Genomic DNA, 20446 nt, shown 5'->3' with positions numbered 1-20446 from the left:
AGTTTAGGCTACTTCAGGCAGGATTTCGGTTACGTAGGTATGACGGATGCTGCGTTCGCGGCGGGGGTCATACAGTTCCATGGTGAACTGGGTAGCAGGGCGAATGCCACCAATGGCACCCACGGTACCGCAGGTCATGCCAAAGCCTTCAGGCATGGTGGTGGACTGGAAGTAGCCTTCGATCAGCTCCAGCGGGTTCTTCAGGGTGGACAAGGGGCCATCCTGGTACAGGACTTCCTTGCCGTCTTCCTGAATGTAGGCGCGGATGATCAGCTCGTCCCAGTAGTCGGCCACATCGCTGAACAACCAGGCTTCGCGGGCAACGGGCTTGGCGCAGATCTGCTTGGACAGGGCCACGCTGTGGGCTTCCAGCACGCGGTCCGTGTGGTCCGAGGCCAGGCTGACCAGCAGGCGGCCCTGGTGGTTGAACACAAACACTTCGGTCTCGCCGGACGAACCGGAGCCCACGACCTGGATGTCGGCATCCTGGATCATCTGGTTGGCGGCGATGCGGTAGTACAAAGGCACCGAGCTAGGGCGTGGTACGCCCAGTTCGGCCAGCTCTTCAATGTGGTGCTCGATGGCAGCCAGATCGCGGCCAGCCCAGCCGGCCACGATGCAGTGCTGCAAATCAGCTTCGATGATTTCAGTGTGGGTGGCCTGGGCCAGTTCAAAGGTCAAACGCATAGCAGTACTCGTTTACTCAAAGACAGATTGGGATTAACCGAACAGGCGTGGCAGCCACAAAGCCAGATCCGGGAAGATAGCCAGCAGGCCCACCATGGCCAGCAGCATGATCACAAAGGGCAGGCTGCCAATCATGACGTCGTTCATGCTGCCGCTCTTGCGCAGGCTCTGGACCACAAACAGGTTCAGACCAACCGGCGGAGTGATCAGCGCCACTTCCACCAGAATGATGATGGCAATACCCAGCCACACCGGATCAAAGCCCAGGGCGATCATGATGGGAGCCACGATAGGGATGGTGGTGATCATCATGGACAGGGTTTCCATGAAGCAGCCCAGCACCAGGTAGAACACCACAATGATCATCAACATGACCATGGGCGAGACACCCAGGCCCGTGATGGCATCGGTCAGTGCGTTGGTCAGGCCGGTGGCGGCCATGACAAAGTTCAGGAAGGCCGAACCGATCACGATCAGCATGATCATGGCGGTGGCTTTCATGGTGCCTTCCAGCACTTCCTTGATCATGTTCCAGCTCATGCGGCCCGAGAAGGCAGCCAGAATCAAGGCACCGACCACACCCAGGGCAGCAGCCTCCGTTGGGGTGGCAATACCGGCATAAATCGAGCCCACGACCAGCAGGAAAATACCCAGTGGTGGAACCAGGTGCACCAGGCTGGCAAAACGCTGGCCCCAGGAGGCCTTGATCTTCGCACCGCCCCATTTGGGTTTGACCATACATGCAGCAGCAATTGCCAACATGAACAGCAAGGCCATGCCCAAACCGGGGATGATGCCGGCCAGGTACAGCTTGGGCACAGAAGTATTGGTCAGTACGCCGTAGATCACCAGGTTGATCGAAGGCGGAATCAGAATGCCCAAGGTACCGCCAGCCGCCAGACTACCCAGGAACAGAGGCTCGTTATAGCCTTGTTTCTTGATTTGCGGCAGGGCCACGGTACCCACGGTGGCGGCAGTGGCCACGCTGGAGCCGGAGGTGGCGGCAAACAGGGCGCTGGCACCAATGTTGGCGTGCATCAGGCCGCCGGGCAGCCAGGACAGCCACAGGCTCATGGCGTTGTACATCCGTTCAGCCATGCCCGAGCGCAGCAGGATCTCGCCCAGCATGATGAACAGGGGAATGGCCACCAGCAGGAATTCGTTGCTGGTGCCCCAGGAAATTTCACCCAATGCGCCAGTCAGGGGCAGCATGGAGTACAGCGGGTCCAGAATCAGGCCCAAAACACCCAGGGCAGCGCCCACGGGAATGCTCAGTCCGATCAGAACGAGCAAGAGAGTCAGTGCGGTTGTAATCATTTGGCGTCTCCTTGCACCATGCGTTTGCCAGCCTCGGCTTCTTCAGAGGCTTCTTCCTGGGTGCTGCGGATGCCGCACAGGGATTGGATACCGGCCAGGTCACCTGTAATCAGGGCCAGGCTGGAGCGCAGCAGCATCAAGGCCAGAACGACGCACAACCAGATCAGGCCGCCCACCCACAGGAACTGGGGAATCCACAAGGGAGTGCCCATGGCGGTGTTGGCGGTGGACTGGTTGGTCCAGGACAGGCCGGCCACGTCGGTGGCGTACAAGGTCAGGTAGACAATGAAAACAGACAGGGCCACCAGAGCAATCCAGTCCAGCAGGGCAGCCAGACGAACAGGTAAGTGCTGGTAGATGGCGTCGATACGGATATTGGCCCGTTGCAGGGTGGCAAAGGACAGTGCCCAGGAAATGCTGATGGCAAAGGCATAGCCGGACAGTTCATCCGAGCCGCCCAGAGAGCTGCCACTGAATTTGCGGAACAGGACGTCCGCGGTGATGTAGAGGGCGCTGATCAATGTCAGGCTGCCTGCGAACCAGATGGCGACGCGCGACAGGGATGTGGCGGCGGACAGCAAACGGTTCAGCATGGCGAATTTTTCGGTATTTTCCATGATGTCTACCCCGTACAGGGTCTAGGAGGGAGGGGCCTGGGGTACAGGCAGCCTGCCACCGTGAGTCTGGTGGCAGGCAGGACGTACAGATTTACTTCTTGGCTTCGAAGCCCAGGATCGGGCTCAGGCTGGTGTTGAATGCAGCCACGGTGTCGGCGGCGCTACGCTCGGCCCACTTGGGAACCACGGTCTCGCTCATGACTTTCTTGAGCAGTTCACGGTCAGCGTCGGTAGGCTTGACCAGAGTCATCTTGCCTTTGACGGGCTGCGTGCAAGCGTCGGCGCCCGTGTTGCAGTCATAGCCTTCCTGTGTTTCCTTGGCAGCGGCAACCCAGATTTCTTCGGTCATGGCCTTGATGTTGCTGGCCAGGAACTCTTGAACTTTGGGGTCCAGCTTGTTCCAGGTGCCCAGGTTGGCTGCGTGAATCTGCTGGTTCCAGTTGATGGGCATTTCGTACAGCTTGGAGCTGACTTCGTACCACTTGGCCGAGTAGCCGGACATGGAGCCGGTAATGGCGCAATCGACCACACCGTTTTGCAGGGCAGGAACCACTTCACCAAATGGGATGGTTACGCTGTTGCCGCCCAGAGCCTGAACGAATTCAGCCTGAGTACGGCTGCTGGTACGCACCTTCTTGCCTTTCAGGTCGCTCAGGCCATTGAAGTTGCCATTGCAAAACAGAACTTGGGCAGGGTAGGTGGAAAAGCCCAGAACCTTGACGTTGCTCTTGGCGTAGAACTGTTCGTAGGCGGGAGTGAACGCGTCGGTCAGCTTCTTGGCCACTTCAATATCGGGAGCCAGACCCGCGAGGTCGATCGCTTCGTTGATGGAGTTGTCGCTGGCAAAGTAAGCCAGGGTGGCGGTACCGAAAGGAATCACACCTTGGCTGATCAAGCGCATGATTTCAGGACCTTTCAGGCCCATGTCGTTAAAGCCCTTGATATCGGCCGTGATCTGGCCGCCGGACAGCTCAGGTACTTTCTTGGTCCAGAAGGGCTGCTCGGTGTTCTGGTAGGCGGTCAGGTTGCTCAAGCCACCGACAACTTTCAAAGAAGTCTTGGGCAGTTCCTGGGCCATGGCAGCAGAGCCCAGGGCCAGCGAGCCCAAAGCCAGGGAGGTCAGTACGATTTTTTTCATAAGGTGCTCCTAATAGCGGTCCAGCTGTATGGTTGATAGAGTGCGCTCCCTGTTTGCAGGGGCTGCATATTGAAACCAAAGGGGTGACCGGTTTTGTGTCGGTCAAAACTTGCTTAAAGCGCGGCCAGCCGTGTGTTGGGCAGATCGGTAATCAACATATGGCCAGGGGCATGCGTGATACAAAACTGCGGCTTGGCCTGGGCGGCGACGGCTTGAGGGGTAACGCCGCAAGCCCAGAAAACGGGTAATTCGTCGGGGCCGACTGGCACTGCATCGCCATAGTCGGGTTGTTGCAGGTCGCTGATTCCAATCAGGGACGGGTCGCCGATATGAACCGGGGCACCGTGCACGGACGGAAAGCGCGAGGTGATCTGAATGGCACGAATGGCATCGGCCGCACGCATGGGGCGCATCGATACCACCAGCGGGCCAGACAGGCGCTGTGTGCCCTGGGTCTGGATAGAGCTGCGATACATGGGCACATTCACACCCGCGCTGATATGGCGCACATCAATCCCGTCGGCCAGCAGCGCTTCTTCAAAGGAGAAGGAGCAGCCAATCAGAAAGGACACCAGATCATCGCGCCAGACATCTTCGATGTTCAGTGGCTCGGCGCTGAGCTCGCCGTTCTGCCAGACACGGTAACGAGGGAAATCCGTGCGCAGATCAATCGAGCCACCCAAGGTTGGCACCTGAAACTGACCGGGTTCCGTCACGGCCAATAAAGGGCAGGGTTTGGGGTTGCGCTGACAAAACAGCAGGAACTCATCGGCCCAGTCTTTGGGCAGAATCATCAGGTTGGCCTGCACATAGCCTGCGGCCAGTCCTGCGGTAGGACCAGTATGAGTTTCTTGACGGATCAGCTCGCGGCATTTTTCAGCCTCGGGCGCCAGCACAGGCAGGGTTTGCAGGTTCATGATGACCACTCGCACAAAGGGGGTTGATCACAGCCTCGGATTGCAACCGATCAGATAATTTGTGTCCAATCGTATGTTTGAATCCTAGGCCATAACGATTACTTATCGGACTGCACGTATTGTTGGGCGATTTCTTGGGCGTGATTGGCCACGACGCGGGCAATATGACTGTCCGGAGAATCCATCCAGCAGGCAAAAAATTCGATGGCCGGCAGGGGTTGATCCACCTTCAAAAGGCGCAGTTTTCCCTCGGAAAGCTCGTCTTTTATGACCTCGGGAGCCAGCACGCTGGGGCCCATGGCATGACGCGTCATTTGCACGATTGTGCTTAGCGATGCACTGCCAAAAATACGTGGGGATTTGACGCCGGCACGCAGCAAAGCTTCGCGTGTGGCGAGGTAGGGAACGCTACCGGATGGATAGGTGATTACAGGGTAAACCCCTAGCTCGGAAACGCTGACTTTACGACCATGCAACTTCAATTCGGGACTGGCGACCCAGCCTAACTGATAAGCGCACAGTCGAATGCATTGTTCTTTGGGATCCTGGCCTACGCCCACAATCATGGCCATATCAATCTGGAAGCTGGCCAGTTGCTGGCGCAGCACGCTGGTGGTGTCGACATGAATCTCGATGACCAAAGCCGGGTATTCCTGATGCAGCTTGTCGATCAGCTCATGCAGCCAGGTCTGCACAATGGTTTCAGCCACCCCCAGACGCAGCAGGCCGCGGATGGCGTTCTGCTCTTTGGCGGCGCGCAGCATCTCGGTACGCAGATCCAGCATGCGCTGTGCGTGCGACAACAACTCCTGGCCTTTATCGGTCAGCTTGATGCCCCGGGCACCCCGATCAAACAAGCGCAGCTCCAGACTGGATTCCAGTCCGGCGATACGCTGAGAAATAGACGGTTGGGTCGTGTTGAGTTTTTCGGCAGCTGCCCGGAAACCGCCAAGCTCGGCAACCCATACAAAGGCTTCGATCTGTTTGAGATCAATCATGTTTCCGGTCCAGAAAATAGGCAGTCTTATTATGCCTGATGGCAATTGGCGGGCATAAGTAGAGCAGGCGGATATTTTTCTGCATCTTTGTTTGATTGGACGCGGCCACCACTATAATTCGCCCATGACTTGCAAGATACTGATTGTGCGTACGTCCTCTTTGGGAGATCTGGTGCATATGCTGCCAGCAATCTCGGACATTGCACGCCATGTGCCCGGTGCACAAATTGATTGGCTCGTAGAAGAGAGCTTTGCTCAGATTCCGGGCTGGCATCCGGCAGTAAATGAAGTGATCCCGGTGGCGCATCGGCGCTGGCGCAAACAGTGGTGGTCTGCCCAGACACGCCAGGAACGCGCCGCCTTGCGCGAACAACTGCAATCACGCCAATACGATGTTGTGCTGGATATGCAGGCGCTGATGAAATCCATCTGGCTGGTACGGCAGACTAAAGGCCGTCGTCATGGGCTGGATTGGAAGTCGGCGCGTGAACCGCTGGCCTCGCTGTTCTACGATGTGCGTCATCGCGTCGGTTTCTGGCAGCCTGCTGTGTTCCGTCAGCGCAGCTTGGCCGCGTCTGCCTTTGGCTATCAGTTTGAAGGCGCTCCTGATTTTGGTTTGCAGGGTTTGGCCGCGCAAGCCCCCAAGGACGAGGATCCTTACGCCATCATCATGCCGTCGGCCAGCCGCGATGATAAGCTCTGGGAGCCGGAGAACTGGCAACAGGTCTTTGATCGCCTGCAAGGGGAAGGGATGGCATTGCGCTTGTTGGCGGGCAGCCCTGCCGAGTCCGCCCGTGCCGAGGCGCTGATTATTGGTCGCAGCCAGGCTCAGGTGATGCCAAGAATGGATTTGACGCCTATCGCTTTGCAATTGGCTGGAGCGCAAGTCATGGTGGGTCTGGACAGTGGTCTGACGCATTTGTCAGCCGGTTTGGGCCGTCCTACTATTGGTATCTATAAAGCCTCGACCCCAGTGCGTACCCCCCTGGAAGGTTCCGCCTACACCGCCAGCCTGGGCGAGCGTGGGCATCCTCCTTCAGCGGAAACGGTGCTCTGTGCCATCGATCAGGCGCTGGGGCGGACAGTAGTGCCGGAGGCGGCCTTGTTGGGCGCGCCAAAAGGCTAGTTCGGGTCTGATCGCCAATTCGTTTTTTTTGTCAGCCGGCTTTGTGCTTACAATACGCGATGCTAAGGGGCCTGCAGCCCCGCCTGGGTGCAGGCCCTTTGTCTGCCTGACATTATTTTCTATTCGTCTTCCTGGTAGCGCCGAGCGTGGCTTGGCTGCTGCTGATTTCGTACTGAGGCTAAGCGGGTGAACCGATTCTTCTATACCGCCTCTATTCGCATATTGGCTCCAGCCTTGATGGCCTGGATGGGCTTGCGTGCCCGTCGAGCTGGTGGCGAATGGCAGGTGTTATCGGGTCCCCGCTTTGGTTTTTATGGTTCGCTGCCTGCGCCCAGGAAAGCCCCGGTGTGGGTGCATGCGGTCAGCCTGGGTGAAACGCGTGCGGCGCAGCCTTTGATTCGTGCTTTGCTGGATCAGGGTGAGACGGTCCTGTTAACCCATATGACAGTTACGGGCCGTACAGAAGGTGCGACTGCGTTTGCGGCTGAGATTGCCAGCGGGCAATTGCTGCAACAATGGCTACCCTACGACTTTCCGGGCTCGGTACGACGTTTTTTCGCCCATTACCGGCCATGTGCCGGGGTGCTGATTGAACGCGAGGTGTGGCCCAATCTGTTGGCTGCGGCACGCCGGCAAGGTGTTCCCATGATGTTGGCCAGTGCCCGGTTCTCGGAAAGTGCATTGCGTACCAGCCTGAAAGCAGGTTCGGTCATGCGAGAGGCCTACCGCTCCTTCAAGTTGATCTATGCACAAAGCCTGGCTGATGCACAGCGGCTGGAGTTGGCGGGCGCACAAGGCGTGCGCGTGTCAGGGAATCTGAAGTTTGATGTAGTTTTGCCACAGGACAAGATTGCACGTGGCCGTGGCTTTGCCAGTGACTTGGGACGGCGTGTGGTGGTGATCGCCAGTACGCGCGAGACTGAGCATGTCGATTTCATTGATGCCATTGCCCATTACCTGCGCCGTGAACGAGAGCATGGTAGCGAGCTGCATAGCCCAGTCCTGTTTGTTGTGATTCCACGTCACCCGGAGCGGTTTGAAGAAGCGGCAGATTATCTGAATCAGCTAGGTTTGCGTTCCGTGCGGCGTAGCGAGTTGCTGGAGCAGGGCGATACCAGCACCAGTGCGATCAAGGCTTGTCGTGAAGTGGATGTGCTGCTGGGCGACACCCTAGGTGAAATGCACTGGTATTACGGCCTGGCACGAGTCGCCATTGTGGCGGGCAGCTTCCAGCCTTTGGGCGGGCAGAACTTTATCGAGGCCTGCGCAGTGGGTGTCCCTGTGATTGTGGGCCCGCATACTCATAATTTTGCCCAAGCCATGCAAGATGCCATGCAGGCCGGCGCTGCGATACGTGCGGGTACGCCAGCCTTGGCGTTGCAGCAGGCACTGGAGCTAGTAGATGATCCAGCACGCCATCACAAAATGGCTGATGCGGGTTTGCATTGGGTTCAAATGCACGAGGGCGCAGTGCAGCGTGTACTTTCTGGATTGGCACAAATCCGCGATTAAATACGTGGCTGTTTATTAGCTAATAAGTATTTAGTTTTACGTGTTTTGGAATTTGTGGCGATTTGAGGACAACTCGTCTTGATTTGAATCAAGTTAAATAAAAAAGCCCGCATTTAGCGGGCTTTTTTGAGATCTAAAAACTAATCGAGATCGATTTACAGTTTTTGGATGCTCTTAGCTTGTGGACCCTTTTGGCCTTCAGCCGACACGTACGAAACGCGCTGGTTTTCTTCCAAGGATTTAAAGCCCGTGCCCAAGATGTCGGAATGGTGAACGAAAAGATCTTTGCCACCGTTGTCGGGGGAGATAAAGCCGTAGCCTTTTTCGTTATTGAACCATTTCACGATACCGGTTTCTGTTTGCATTTCCTGCATTCCCTAAAAATGACGAGCAATCTGCTCAAAAAAGATTGTCAAGATGTAAAAATCAGGGCAATGAGTATTAGAAACAATACCGTATTGAACAAACTTCGACGAACTTGAAATCCTGCACCGCCAATCGTAGGGGGTATTTAACCTGTAAGTCAAGCTAAATCGACCCTCTGCGTGGTTTTAAGGCAGTGTTTGATCAACAATTGCAACCAAGCTTGTTATCGTAACGGACCCCTCTGCGCCCCTCGTTAAAGTCCGTGGTATTTACGACCAAATTCAAGCGTAGCATGAAAGAAACCGGACTTGCTACCACAGTCGTAACGTGTGCCTTCATATTCATATGCATATACCGCACGACTTTCCAAAAGACTGGCAATTCCATCCGTTAATTGAATCTCTCCACCTACCCCTGCTTGAGTGCGTCGCAGGTGGTCAAATATTTCCGCTTCCAATACATAACGGCCTACAACGGCTTGTGTAGAAGGGGCTACTTCGGGTGCAGGCTTTTCAACAATTCCATTAAGTCGGGTTGCTTTTGAGTCGACTAAATTACCCGAAACAATTCCATATTTATTTGTTTCATTTCTATTTACATTTTGAGTTGCCACAATACTTCCGTTGTATTGATGCGCAGCCTCAACCAGTTGCCGCGATACAGGTGTGGTGGCGTCGATCAGGTCGTCCGCCAGCAGGACCAGGAAGGGCTCGTTGCCCACGATGGGTGCAGCGCACAGCACGGCATGGCCCAGACCCAGCGCGCGCGGCTGGCGGGTGTAAATACAGCTGACATGGCTGGGAATGATGTTTTGAACGGCATCCAGCAACTCCAGCTTGTTCTTGCCTTCCAGTTCGTGTTCCAGTTCCGGGATGCTGTCAAAGTGATCTTCAATGGCTCGCTTGTTGCGGCCAGTGATAAAGATCAGTTCTGTGACTCCAGCGGCGACAGCCTCTTCGACAGCGTACTGAATCAGTGGTTTGTCGACAATTGGCAACATTTCCTTGGGCATGGCCTTGGTGGCGGGCAGAAAACGTGTGCCTAGACCGGCGACGGGGAAAACTGCTTTGCGTATGGGTTTCATAGTGTCGTCAATCGAGGATCAAGGGGAAGCTGGCGTCGGATGGGCCGGGGTTCCAAGTTGAATGGCATCTTGGTTACGCTGCGAAAACTGTCTAGGCTCACGGCCTTGTTCGCTGGGGGGCGTGCCAAAAAAGCCTTGTCCAAAAGCCAGCAAGGCCAGGTTTGCCACCAGGATCAGTATGAAAAGCAGTCGCATCGCAAATGCCCTGAAAAATACAGTTCAACCCAAGATTGTACGGGTAGGGGAGTTTAAGTTCATCCGTTTTAATGCCAATCGTATCTATGGGTCACCGGCAGTTCACAGGCAAGAGGGGGCAGAGGGACGGTTATAAGCTCGAATCGACTTACGGGTGCGCCGCAAACAGCGACAGACCCCGCAAGGCAGGAGTTTCCAGCTCGTGTAGATGGGGGGGCTCTATATTGAGCAAACGGCAATGATGACTTAATTGTTCTAACAGTTCTTGCTGCGCCAGTGCGCGGCCACCGCCCGCCAAAAAGACCAATGGGCTGTGTCCCAGATACTGACGGCCTTTCTCCCATTGTCGCAACACGGCTCCGGCCTGTGCGGCAGCAACCCCGGTACTGATAGCTTCTTGAGTATTGCGTGGGAACGCCGCAGTTTGCCCATGCGCCTCAGGGAGCTGCGCCGTATTTTGCTTGAGTGAAGCCAGCATCAAGCTGGGACCGGGCAGAATGGAGCCACCTAAAAAGTGACGCACTCCATTTTGTGCAGGTCCCAGCAAGTCAATCGTGGTAGCAGTACCAAAGCTGATCAGCAAGGCGCCTTGGTCGACCGGGTATTCCTGGGTTAGCAAATCGCTTAAGCCTAATAAGGAAGCCCAGCGGTCGGCACCCAATTGGCCCGCCTGTTCATAATCGTTGTGCAGCCCAAAAGCCTGCTCTTGGGCCTGCAACCAGCGTACCGGGCCCAAGCCCAGACGGCTGACGGCCGCATCAATTTGCGCTTGGACCTGTGGCCCGGCCACATTCACTCCTAGTGCTTGTACACCTTTTTGTTGGGCGAATTCCTGCAGCGGGGCCTGGCTTGCCTCCAGCCAAACCGCCAATTGATCCAATTGGTCGGCATGCACGCTAACCGGCTGGCTTTCGCGCGCGCCGCTTAAAGGATGACACCACCCTAGTTTGATACGGGTGTTGCCAGAGTCGATGAGCAGGGTCATGCCGGATCGTCAGAGCTAAAAAGAGTGCAGTATAGCGATCAGCGGTGAGCGCGAACGGAAACTTCGCCCACTGTGACCGCGCGTTCGGAACCATCGGGGTGGCGCAATAATAATTGCCCCGAGGTATTGATGCCCGTCACGATGCCTGTATGCAGGACTTGGCCATTGTCAATGATATGGACTTGCTGGCCAATTAGCGCGTCAACTTGCGCGTAGCGTGTAGGCAGATCAGCAAAACCGTGGGCTGTGACATGATTCAGGCTCAGGTACAGGCTTTGCGCGACTTTGGCCACAAGGTCCGAACAGCGTGCCAGAGACGCTTGCTGGGAGTGTTCAGCAATGCTGGTCCAGTCTGCAATGGCGCGTTGCGTGTTCTGGCTGATGGTCTCTGCTTCACGCAGGTTCAGGCCTATGCCGATAATCACCACATGATGGTCACTGGAGCTGGGCGCTGCACTGGCGCGGGTCGCCTCAACCAGAATGCCGGACAGCTTGGCCTGATCCCATAGCACGTCATTCGGCCATTTCATGGCCAGACGATTACGCACTGCCGGTTCCAGAAACTGGCGCAGCGCTTCCGTCGTTGCCAGACCGGACAGCGGCGAAAGAGTAGGCAGCTGCCGCGCAGGCAGAAAAATATCAAAGGCACAGGAAAACATCAGGTTTGCACCGACGCTGTTTTCCCATGTGCGTCCGGCACGCCCACGACCACGACTTTGCAGATGTGCGCCCAGCAACCAGGGACGCACACGCGGCCCGGATTCCTGACGAGCCAGGGCAAGCAAATCGGCGTTGGTCGATTCGGTCGAGTCTACCCAGCGTATCTGGGGAAAATGTGGCAAGCGCGTACGCAGCTCTGCCACCATATCGCGCGGGCTGGGTAGGGTGAATGCAGAAGAGGTATTCATGACAATCCGGTACACTGGATGAGTTAAACGTAATCTTATGTGATATTTGATCTGAGCATGTCTGAACGCGTAGATACAATCCAATTTTCCGGCCAGGCCGGTGTTATTGACTGTGCTCTGGACTGGCCAGCGGGCGAGCTCAAGGGTTGGGCCTTGTTGCTGCATCCTCACCCTTTGCATGGTGGGGCACGTAACAACAAAGTGGTGACAACCTTGTCGCGCAGTGCCACTCAACATGGTTTGCTGGCAGTACGCCCGGATTTCCGTGGTGTCGGAAAGTCTGCCGGGGAGTTCGATAGCAGCCGCGGCGAAACTGCCGATATGCTGGCTTTGATTGAGCAATTCCCATCACATTTCCCGCAGTGGAGTTCCGGCCCATCCATGTTGGCCGGGTTTTCATTTGGCACTGCAGTCGCTGCTCAAGTGTATGCCAGCCTGCAGGAAGCCCAGGCACCTTTGCCCGGCGCCTTCATCCTGACTGGTACTGCGGTCAATCGTTTCCGCTTCCGGGATGTCAGCCCTCCTGCCGATACCTTGCTAGTGCATGGTGAAACCGACGATGTCGTTCCCTTGTCGGAAGGCATGGACTTTGCGCGTGAGCATCAGTTGCCCATGGTTGTGCTGCCCGAGGCCGGCCACTTTTTTCATGGCAAGCTGATTCAGCTGCGTGAGTTGGTCAGCCGTCATTTGGCCGGGCTTGGAACCTAAGCCGGGTTTTGCTTTCAAATCGTTGCGTTTTCCTGTTCAGACTCAGGGGCCTTGCCCCTCACAGGCCCAGATGGCTCTGCCATAATGGGTTCTTTCCGCCACTGTCAAAGCAATCGATTTTTTCCATGACTTCTATTCAAAAATTTGCATCTCCAGTCCTCTCTCGTTGTGTGGTGGCTCTTGCCCTGGCGCTGCCTATGGTGGCTCAGGCACAGACTCAAACCCCTACCCCGACAGAATCGGCTCAAGTGCTTGGCGCTCAGACGCCTGCCTTGCCAGGTGATTTGTCCGTTGTACCCGCACCTAGCCTGACGGCCCGTGCCTGGTTGTCCATGGACGTTAATAGTGGCCAGATCATCGCGGCAGAAGGGCTGAACGAACAGGTCGAGCCTGCCTCCCTGACCAAGCTGATGACGGCCTATCTGGTCTTTGATGCTCTGGAATCCGGTCGCCTGAAGCTGGATCAGACCGTTGTGATTTCGGACAAGGCATGGCGCACCGAAGGTTCGCGCATGTTCGTGAAAGTTAATTCGCAAGTGGCCGTGAATGATCTGCTGCAAGGTGTGATCGTGCAATCGGGCAATGATGCCTCTGTTGCCTTGGCCGAAGCCGTTGCGGGTAGCGAGGGTGCTTTTGCCGCCTTGATGAACGAAGAAGCCGCCAAGCTGGGTTTGACGGCTACGCATTTCAAGAACTCCACCGGCTTGCCTGATCCCGAGCATCTGACCTCGGTACGTGATCTGGGCGTGTTGTCCGCGGCACTGGTTGCCCGCTTCCCCCAGTATCTGCACTACTACAGCCAAAAAGAGTACACCTACAACAATATCAAGCAGCCCAACCGTAACCGCCTGCTGTGGCTGGACAATACAGTTGATGGTCTGAAAACCGGCCACACCCAATCGGCCGGTTACTGCCTGGTGTCGACCGCCTTGCGCGATGGCCGTCGCGTAGTGTCGGTTGTGGTGGGCACGGCAAATGACGCCGCCCGTACAGAAAACAGCCTGAAGCTTCTGAACTGGAGCTTCCAGAACTTTGAAACGGTCAAACTGTACGACGCCAGCAATCCTGCTGTCACCGCCCGCGTTTGGGAAGGTGAGGTCGAGAATGTAGGCCTGGGTACAGAAGGAGCCTTGTGGTTGACGGTTCCTCGTGGCAAGTCCTCGGAAATCAAGCCTGTTGCCAACTATACCCAGCCTTTGCTGGCTCCGTTGAGCAAGGGTGACAAGGTCGGTACACTGACTTTGTCCCTGGATGGCAAGGTTTTGGCAGAGCAGCCTTTGCTGGTGCTGCAAGATGTGCCCGAGGCCGGCTTTTTTGGTCGTATGGCCGACAAAGTGCGCTTGATGTTTGAGTAATTCCTTGGTGCGAGGCTAAATCCTATGATTGCAGGCATTGACCCCGACAGCATTGTTTATTTGAACGGCGACTTCGTGCGCTTGGGTGAAGCGAAGATCTCGGTACTGGATCGTGGCTTTATCTTTGGCGACGGCATTTACGATGTCGTGCCTGCTTATCACGGGAAACCTTTTCGTATTGATGGGCACCTGGGGCGCTTGGAGCGCAGTCTGGCAAAAGTGGGCATCACCAACCCTTTCACTCGCCGTGAATGGGAAAAGCTGGTGCTGGATATGCTGGCCCGTTCGGGCCGGGGTGCCGACTGCATGGTCTACATTCAGGTAACCCGCGGTGTTGCCAAGCGCGACCACGCCTTCCCCAGCAATGTGCCGCCCAGCATCTTCATCATGGTCTCGCCCTTCAAGCGAGTGCAGCAAGAGCGCGAAACGGGTTTGAAGGCGGTGGCCATTGAAGATGAGCGTTGGCTGCGTTGCGATATAAAATCCATTTCCTTGCTGGGCAATGTTTTGGCCAAGCAACAGGCTCTTGAAGCCGGCGTGGATGAGGTCATTCAGTTCAGAGACAGTTTTCTGACCGAAGGGGCCTCCTGCAATATCTGGATTGTGCGCGACGGTACTTTGCTGGCACCCATGCGCAACAATTTGATCCTGGAAGGGATTCGCTACAGTTTGATGGAGGAGCTGGCCGCCCAGGCGGGTATAGCTTTTCAGGCGCGTCAGATCTCTCGTGAAGAGGTCGACACTGCCGATGAAATTATGATGACGTCAGCCACCAAAGAGGTGCTGCCCATCGTTGTATTTAACGGTCAGCCCGTCGGCGACGGACGACCCGGCCCTGTCTTTGCCAAATTACGTGAAGGCTATGACGAGGCCATCAAGGCTGCGGAGCAAGCATGACAATTTCCCCCGAAGAATCGTTGATCGAATACCCCAGTGACTTTCCTATCAAAGTCATGGGCCAGACTCACGAAACCCTGCAAGACGAATTGCTGGCTATCGTGCTGGAACATGATCCAGGCTTTGACGCTGCCACTATCGAGGTGCGTCCCAGCAAGGCAGGCAACTACACGGGCCTGACTTTCACGGTGCGCGCTGTTTCGCGTGAGCAACTGGATAATCTTTACCGTGCCCTGCATGCGCATCATCTGGTGCGTGTGGTGATGTAAAGCAGGGATCAGGCGTTCATGTCCGACTCAGTTCGTATCAAGTGGTTTGAGCGGCCTAGCGCCTATGAACCTATCTGGCAGGCAATGCGCGACTTTACCGAGCAGCGCGAGCCGGAGACTCCTGATGAAATCTGGCTTGTCGAGCACACGCCTGTCTATACGCAAGGACAGGCCGGCAAGCCGGAACATCTACTGAATCCCGGTGGCATCCCCGTGGTGCAAACCGACCGGGGCGGGCAGATTACCTATCACGGCCCTGGGCAGTTAATGGTGTACTGCCTGTTTGATCTGCGCCGGGTAGGCTTATACGTCAAAGAATACGTACGCCTTTTGGAAGAGGCTGTTATTGCCTGTCTGACGCATTTTGGTGTCGAAGGGGCTTGCTGCAAGCCGGGGGCACCGGGTGTCTATGTACCGCAAGGGGTGGCAAGGCAGGAGTTGGCCAAGATTTCCGCATTGGGGATCAAGATTCGCAATGGCCGCTCTTACCATGGACTGGCCTTGAATATAGGCATGGATCTAAGCCCATTTAGCGGCATCAATCCCTGTGGCTATGAAGGGCTGCAAACAACGGATATGCGTTCGCAAGGCGTCGTGGTCCCCATGGACGAGGTTGCACAGTATTTGTCTAATTATCTATCGCAAGCGATGGCTCTGCGCCTACAGGCAGCGGTAGCTTAAATAGCGCAGCGATAAAGCGCCGCATGTGGCGGCGCTCATCTTTATATTGTTATTTATTCGTCAAGTGCCGCCTCAGGTTCCGCTCCAGTGCGGCGCGCGTTTCTCGATAAAAGCATCAATACCTTCGCAGGCATCATTGCTCATCATATTGTCAGCCATGACCTGACCGGCGTAGTCGTAGGCTTGTTCAATAGCCAGGCTGCGCTGGCGGTAGAACATGGCTTTGCCCGCACGGACGGCAACCGGACTCTTGGCCATGATGCTGTCGGCCAGTTTCTGTACGGTTTGATCCAGCTGGTCTTCGGCTACCGCGTAATTGATCAGCCCCAGCTCTTGAGCTCGTTGGGCGCTGATGAATTCGCCCGTCATCAACATTTCCATGGCGGCTTTTGGGGGCACGCAGCGTGACAGGGCAACAGCAGGGGTGGAGCAGAACAGGCCAACATTAATGCCGGATACTGCAAAGCGAGTGGACTCGGTGGCAACAGCCATATCGCAGGTAGCAACCAGCTGACAGCCCGCTGCGGTGGCCAGCCCTTGCACACGAGCAATCACCGGCACGGGCAAGGCTAGCACAGCTTGCATGACCCGGCTGCAGCGGCTGAACAGATCCCGGTAGTAGTCATGTTCAGGTTTGGAGCGCATCTGTTTCAGATCGTGCCCGGCACAAAAGGCCTTGCCTTCCGCCTGAATGATGACGCACTGCAAGCTGGGGTCCTGGGCCAGCTTGTCCAGAATGTGTTGTAAAGAGTCCAACACTTCTTCAGACAGCGCGTTGTACTTGGCGGGCCGGTTCAAGGTGATGCGGGCCAGTCCCTGATGCTGTTCCAGCAGGACGGGATCGGCGAGGTGCTCTTGTGACATGCAAGTCTCCGTACTTATAGTATGTGCAGGTTTTATTTTCGGGTGTTGCTGCATCGTTAAGTCGGCCTCTATATTAGAGGGGTCTGGTACAAACTATCGCCCTTGTTCTAGGCGCTTGTAAAGCGAAGGGGCTACAATTGACCACTGCGCCCATCGTTTAGTGATGTTGCCCGCACGCTGTTTTTCTATTTAGACGCCTATGACCACCCCTACAGATACGTCCGTCGATTCCAAACCTACTGTGCGCCCTCGCGTTGTCGAATACGACGCAACGCAAAAGCAGAAGGCCGAGGCCAAGACCTCGCGCATTCCCATTAAGGTCGTGCAGGCAGAGCGTTTGAAAAAGCCTGATTGGATTCGGGTGAAGGCGGCTGCACCGAACTCCCGTTTCTACGAGATCAAGGAAACTCTGCGCGAGCACAAGCTGTTCTCGGTGTGCGAAGAAGCCTCCTGTCCCAATATCGGGGAGTGTTTTGGCAAGGGCACGGCCACCTTCATGATCATGGGCGACAAGTGCACACGTCGTTGCCCATTCTGTGATGTGGGCCATGGCCGTCCTGACCCGCTGGACGAGAATGAACCCGCCAACCTGGCCAAGGCCATTGGTGCCATGAAATTGTCCTACGTGGTTATTACCTCCGTAGACCGTGACGATTTGCGTGATGGTGGCGCTGCCCACTTTGTGGAATGTATCCGTCAGGTGCGCGAGCATTCGCCAACTACGACCATTGAAGTGCTGGTGCCGGACTTCCGTGCACGTCTGGACCGTGCGTTGGGCATCCTGAATGCCTGCCCTCCAGATGTGATGAACCACAACCTGGAAACGGTACCTCGCTTGTACAAGCAGGCGCGTCCTGGTTCGGATTACCACCACTCCTTGAAACTGCTGCAAGAGTTCAAGAAGTTGCATCCAAACATTCCAACCAAATCTGGTTTGATGGTTGGCTTGGGTGAGACCAACGAAGAGATTCTGGAAGTGATGCGCGATATGCGTGCTCACGATATTGATATGCTGACCATTGGCCAGTATTTGCAGCCATCCGGCCACCACTTGCCCGTGATGCGCTACGTGACGCCTGATGAATTCTTGATGTTTGAGCGCGAGGCCTATGCAATGGGCTTTACCCATGCGGCGGTTGGTGCCATGGTGCGTTCGTCCTATCACGCAGACCAGCAGGCGCACGCAGCAGGTGTGCAACCTTAAAGATAAGAGAACAGGTCTTTGTAAGACTTGGCTTTTATTTGAAGAACCCGGCCTTGGCGCCGGGTTTTTTTATGACTTCCGGGTTTTCCGGTGTTGTTGATCCGCGTCTGCCTGTTTTTTTTACAGGTTCCAGGGCAGCCAGCAAGCCGGAGAGTCGTTAGCGGTTTTTGGGGCATGTATCCCTGACTGCCTGTATCAATGCTTGCCGGTGTCTTTTTATTCGGACGGTGGACTTTCTACTGCATCACTCTGGGCCAGGGCCTTGGCAGACAAGCTCTCTATATAAGGCTCCAGCACTTCGTCGTAATCTTCGACGCCCAGATACCAGGCCGTCAGACCTTTGCTGTCTTGTTTAAGATCAGTCCAGCAGAATAAAGAGCGATCAAAAGAGTCCTTGATGGTCTCGTTCACAAACTTGAACAATTCATCCAGCAAGGGCAGGCTGCTTAAGGGGACGGCAAATGGCGTTTCTCCCTGAAATTGCCAGCCATATTGTTCGAGCAGTTCGTTCGACCAAAGAGCATGTTGTTCTTGAGAGCTTAATTCTGGATTGGCAGGGCTTAAAGGCATGGTTCTGGATCAGGTAAGGGGAACGGATGGTCAAGCGCCGGTGGCAAACCATTGTATGGGAGTGACGCCTTGCTCTTTGAGCCACTCATTGGCTTGCTGGAAATGACCACAGCCAATAAAAGGAACAGGGGGGCGGCGAGCAGCCAAGGGGGAAGGGTGATTGGCCTTCAAAATCAGGTAAGGATGCTGGGAGTGCTGCTGAATCAGTGCTTCTTTGGCTTGGGCGTGAGCACCCCACAACATATAAACAATAGGGCGTGTAGTCTGCTGGGCCAGGTTCATCAGCAGGGAGTCAGTAATCTGCTCCCAACCTTTCTTGGCGTGAGAGGCAGGCAAACCATCTTCTACAGTCAGCGATGTATTCAATAGCAAGACTCCTTGTCGACCCCAGTTGCTCAGATCATGACTGCTTGGCAAGGTGGTGTCGGGATATTCCAGCTCCAGCTCTTTAAAGATATTGCGCAGACTGGGTGGGGCCGGGCAAGTGTCAGGTACGGAAAATGACAATCCCTGCGCCTGATTGGGCCCGTGATAAGGATCCTGGCCCAGAATCACTACGCTGACTTTTTGCAATGGCAGCAGTTCCAGTGCGCGGAAAGGGGCGGCCGGGTAAATAGAGGCACCATCCTGGCACTCCTTGTCCAACCACTTGGCCAGAGTTGCCAGTATGTCTTGCAGTTCCGGGCGATCCAATGTGGCACGCCAGTCGCTGGGAAGGCGGGCAGCTTGCGTCAGGATGTTCTCGGTCAGGAGATTGCCGGAGAGTATTTCTTCGCCAATCAGGCTGAGCTGTGCCGCAGGGGCTTGAGAAGATGAGCGGGCCATAGTCTGCATACAGAGTTATTTGTCCGCCTATTGTAATAGGGGAGATGTGGCTTACCTATCTGCCTGGATGGGGTGTCTCTATATAGAGAGGGGTTTGTGGGTCAAAAGTAGGGCGATTGGTATGCCTCTATATATAGAGGGATGACCGGCGCTCTATATATAGAGTGTTGTAGACCAGGTTCTAGATTAGCGGCCCATGGTGATAGCCGGGTCTTTGTGCAGTCTTCCCCAGGATCGCAACTGCATTCTTATCTTTTCTGTCTGTCTGTCTGTCTGTCTGTCTGTCTGTCTGTCTGTCTGTCTGTCTGTCTGTCTGTCTGTCTGTCTGTCTGTCCGCGAAAATACGTTTGGGGCGGGAATTCAGCGTGAAACAAGAGAATCGATGCTGAGCTGGAGAGAAAAAGCCTGGAATCGACCTGTTCTGCGATGGGGCATCCTGGCGTTTCATCTGCCAGTTCTGGTGTCTCTCCAGCTATGAACGAGATATAGTCATTTTAGTATCATTTAGTTTCATTTAAGTTTTATCATATATAACAATGATCTAAGTGGAAAGCTACTGTAAACCGCCTCTTTTACATGAAATATTCAGGTAAAAAACTTGCAAAGCGGAAAATCCTCGTGCTATAGTTCTTTTCTCGCTGCAGCACACAGGGTTTTCCCTCAAAGCGCCGCAGAGAGCAGTTAGACAAGTTTCACCGCCTTGGCCAAGAGGCCCGCACCGAAGTTTGAATGACTGGTCAGGAAACTGACAGGGTGTAAAACCCGGAGCTTGACAAATCAGAAAATTCTGTGTTAAAGTTCTAGGTTCTGCTCCAGAGAACGCAATGTTAAGTTTTTAAGCGGTTTTGCAGGTTGAAACGGTTTTGAGAATTTACCCTTGTTTGTGAAGTTGGATGGTTAGCCTCACGGTTGATTGTTCGCTAGGTAGGACAGAACGAAAGTTCTGGTTGAAGCGGGACAAGTTGGACGGTTTTGAAACTTTCTAACTTCTTCAAAAAAACGCTTGACACACTGCCTGATCTGCTTCATAATCTCGTTTCTCTGCTGCTAACACAGCAAGGCACGAAGCGCCAAGCGCGACGAGCCAGCCGGGTTAGTCAGTAGAACGACAGGCAACTGTCACTGCTCTTTAACAATTAACAGCCGATAAGTGTGGGCGCTTGGAATGAGCGAGTCGAACCCTTCGGGGATCGCCACAAGTTTGTATCAAGTGCTCACAAACG

21 protein-coding genes are annotated in these 20446 nt (G+C 55.2%); 8 read left to right on the top strand and 13 right to left on the bottom strand.

What is annotated here, in order from left to right; all coding sequences use genetic code 11:
- Window positions 1-3: 3 nt before the first annotated feature.
- The 6 genes from M2Q46_RS16610 to M2Q46_RS16585 all read right to left on the bottom strand — a co-directional run bounded on the left by M2Q46_RS16610 (window position 4) and on the right by M2Q46_RS16585 (window position 5674).
- Window positions 4-687 (bottom strand): DUF2848 domain-containing protein, encoded by a 684-nt coding sequence (locus M2Q46_RS16610; RefSeq protein WP_009460123.1) that lies wholly within the window; start codon window positions 685-687, stop codon window positions 4-6.
- A gap of 33 nt (window positions 688-720) precedes the next feature.
- Window positions 721-2004 (bottom strand): TRAP transporter large permease, encoded by a 1284-nt coding sequence (locus tag M2Q46_RS16605; RefSeq protein WP_088451446.1) that lies wholly within the window; start codon window positions 2002-2004, stop codon window positions 721-723.
- Complete coding sequence (locus M2Q46_RS16600) at window positions 2001-2621, bottom strand: TRAP transporter small permease subunit (protein ID WP_009460121.1); 621 nt, start codon at window positions 2619-2621, stop codon at window positions 2001-2003. Before M2Q46_RS16600 ends, M2Q46_RS16605 begins: the two co-directional genes overlap by 4 nt.
- A gap of 91 nt (window positions 2622-2712) precedes the next feature.
- Window positions 2713-3759 carry a TRAP transporter substrate-binding protein gene (locus tag M2Q46_RS16595; RefSeq protein WP_009460120.1) on the bottom strand — a complete coding sequence of 349 codons (1047 nt, stop codon included), beginning with the start codon at window positions 3757-3759 and terminating at the stop codon, window positions 2713-2715.
- Between the two features lie 113 nt (window positions 3760-3872).
- The gene (locus tag M2Q46_RS16590; protein WP_026483783.1) at window positions 3873-4676 is read right to left on the bottom strand and encodes a putative hydro-lyase; all 804 of its coding nucleotides are present in this window, start codon (window positions 4674-4676) and stop codon (window positions 3873-3875) included.
- Window positions 4677-4774: 98 nt separating this feature from the next.
- A complete protein-coding gene (locus M2Q46_RS16585; RefSeq protein WP_009460118.1) occupies window positions 4775-5674 on the bottom strand; it encodes a LysR family transcriptional regulator in 900 nt (299 codons plus the stop codon).
- A gap of 124 nt (window positions 5675-5798) precedes the next feature.
- On the opposite strand from M2Q46_RS16585, the gene waaC reads away from it, so the two are divergent.
- Window positions 5799-6800 (top strand): lipopolysaccharide heptosyltransferase I, encoded by a 1002-nt coding sequence (gene waaC / locus M2Q46_RS16580; protein ID WP_247966124.1) that lies wholly within the window; start codon window positions 5799-5801, stop codon window positions 6798-6800.
- Window positions 6801-6986: 186 nt separating this feature from the next.
- A complete protein-coding gene (locus M2Q46_RS16575) occupies window positions 6987-8312 on the top strand; it encodes a 3-deoxy-D-manno-octulosonic acid transferase (RefSeq protein WP_083055277.1) in 1326 nt (441 codons plus the stop codon).
- Window positions 8313-8467: 155 nt separating this feature from the next.
- Here the strand turns inward: M2Q46_RS16575 and M2Q46_RS16570 are convergent, their stop codons facing one another.
- From M2Q46_RS16570 to M2Q46_RS16555, 4 genes are all read right to left on the bottom strand, one after another.
- A complete protein-coding gene (locus M2Q46_RS16570) occupies window positions 8468-8677 on the bottom strand; it encodes a cold-shock protein (protein WP_026483779.1) in 210 nt (69 codons plus the stop codon).
- A gap of 254 nt (window positions 8678-8931) precedes the next feature.
- Window positions 8932-9762 (bottom strand): UTP--glucose-1-phosphate uridylyltransferase GalU, encoded by an 831-nt coding sequence (gene galU / locus M2Q46_RS16565; protein WP_035268525.1) that lies wholly within the window; start codon window positions 9760-9762, stop codon window positions 8932-8934.
- 343 nt (window positions 9763-10105) lie between these two features.
- Entirely contained in the window at window positions 10106-10942 is an 837-nt protein-coding gene (locus tag M2Q46_RS16560; RefSeq protein WP_302357659.1) for a type III pantothenate kinase, read from the bottom strand.
- A 38-nt stretch (window positions 10943-10980) separates the two neighbouring features.
- Window positions 10981-11850, bottom strand: coding sequence for a biotin--[acetyl-CoA-carboxylase] ligase (locus tag M2Q46_RS16555; RefSeq protein ID WP_009460113.1), 870 nt, complete (start codon window positions 11848-11850; stop codon window positions 10981-10983).
- Window positions 11851-11907: 57 nt separating this feature from the next.
- Here M2Q46_RS16555 and M2Q46_RS16550 point away from each other — a divergent pair, with 57 nt between their 5' ends.
- The 5 genes from M2Q46_RS16550 (at window position 11908) to lipB (ending at window position 15760) form a co-directional block, all read left to right on the top strand.
- Window positions 11908-12558: an alpha/beta hydrolase gene (locus M2Q46_RS16550; protein ID WP_302357658.1), complete on the top strand. Its 651-nt coding sequence runs from the start codon at window positions 11908-11910 to the stop codon at window positions 12556-12558.
- A gap of 125 nt (window positions 12559-12683) precedes the next feature.
- A complete protein-coding gene (locus tag M2Q46_RS16545) occupies window positions 12684-13913 on the top strand; it encodes a D-alanyl-D-alanine carboxypeptidase family protein (RefSeq protein ID WP_035268521.1) in 1230 nt (409 codons plus the stop codon).
- A 24-nt stretch (window positions 13914-13937) separates the two neighbouring features.
- Window positions 13938-14810 (top strand): D-amino acid aminotransferase, encoded by an 873-nt coding sequence (locus M2Q46_RS16540; protein ID WP_302357657.1) that lies wholly within the window; start codon window positions 13938-13940, stop codon window positions 14808-14810.
- On the top strand, window positions 14807-15079 hold the full coding sequence (locus tag M2Q46_RS16535; protein ID WP_009460108.1) for a DUF493 family protein: 273 nt from the start codon (window positions 14807-14809) through the stop codon (window positions 15077-15079). Before M2Q46_RS16540 ends, M2Q46_RS16535 begins: the two co-directional genes overlap by 4 nt.
- A gap of 18 nt (window positions 15080-15097) precedes the next feature.
- The gene (gene lipB, locus M2Q46_RS16530; protein WP_302357656.1) at window positions 15098-15760 is read left to right on the top strand and encodes a lipoyl(octanoyl) transferase LipB; all 663 of its coding nucleotides are present in this window, start codon (window positions 15098-15100) and stop codon (window positions 15758-15760) included.
- A 72-nt stretch (window positions 15761-15832) separates the two neighbouring features.
- Here the strand turns inward: lipB and M2Q46_RS16525 are convergent, their stop codons facing one another.
- A complete protein-coding gene (locus M2Q46_RS16525) occupies window positions 15833-16624 on the bottom strand; it encodes an enoyl-CoA hydratase (protein ID WP_302357655.1) in 792 nt (263 codons plus the stop codon).
- A 199-nt stretch (window positions 16625-16823) separates the two neighbouring features.
- On the opposite strand from M2Q46_RS16525, the gene lipA reads away from it, so the two are divergent.
- On the top strand, window positions 16824-17828 hold the full coding sequence (gene lipA, locus M2Q46_RS16520; RefSeq protein ID WP_021447088.1) for a lipoyl synthase: 1005 nt from the start codon (window positions 16824-16826) through the stop codon (window positions 17826-17828).
- A 216-nt stretch (window positions 17829-18044) separates the two neighbouring features.
- Here lipA and M2Q46_RS16515 read toward each other — a convergent pair whose 3' ends face one another.
- Together M2Q46_RS16515 and M2Q46_RS16510 are read right to left on the bottom strand one after the other, a co-directional pair.
- On the bottom strand, window positions 18045-18398 hold the full coding sequence (locus M2Q46_RS16515; RefSeq protein WP_302357654.1) for a hypothetical protein: 354 nt from the start codon (window positions 18396-18398) through the stop codon (window positions 18045-18047).
- Between the two features lie 30 nt (window positions 18399-18428).
- Window positions 18429-19223, bottom strand: a complete 795-nt coding sequence (locus M2Q46_RS16510) for a uracil-DNA glycosylase (protein WP_226349789.1) — start codon at window positions 19221-19223, stop codon at window positions 18429-18431.
- Window positions 19224-20446 lie beyond the last annotated feature (1223 nt).

This window comes from Alcaligenes sp. YSL9 (assembly GCF_030515105.1).
GTDB lineage: Bacteria > Pseudomonadota > Gammaproteobacteria > Burkholderiales > Burkholderiaceae_B > Alcaligenes > Alcaligenes phenolicus.
This window is presented reverse-complemented; position numbering and strand designations above follow the sequence as displayed.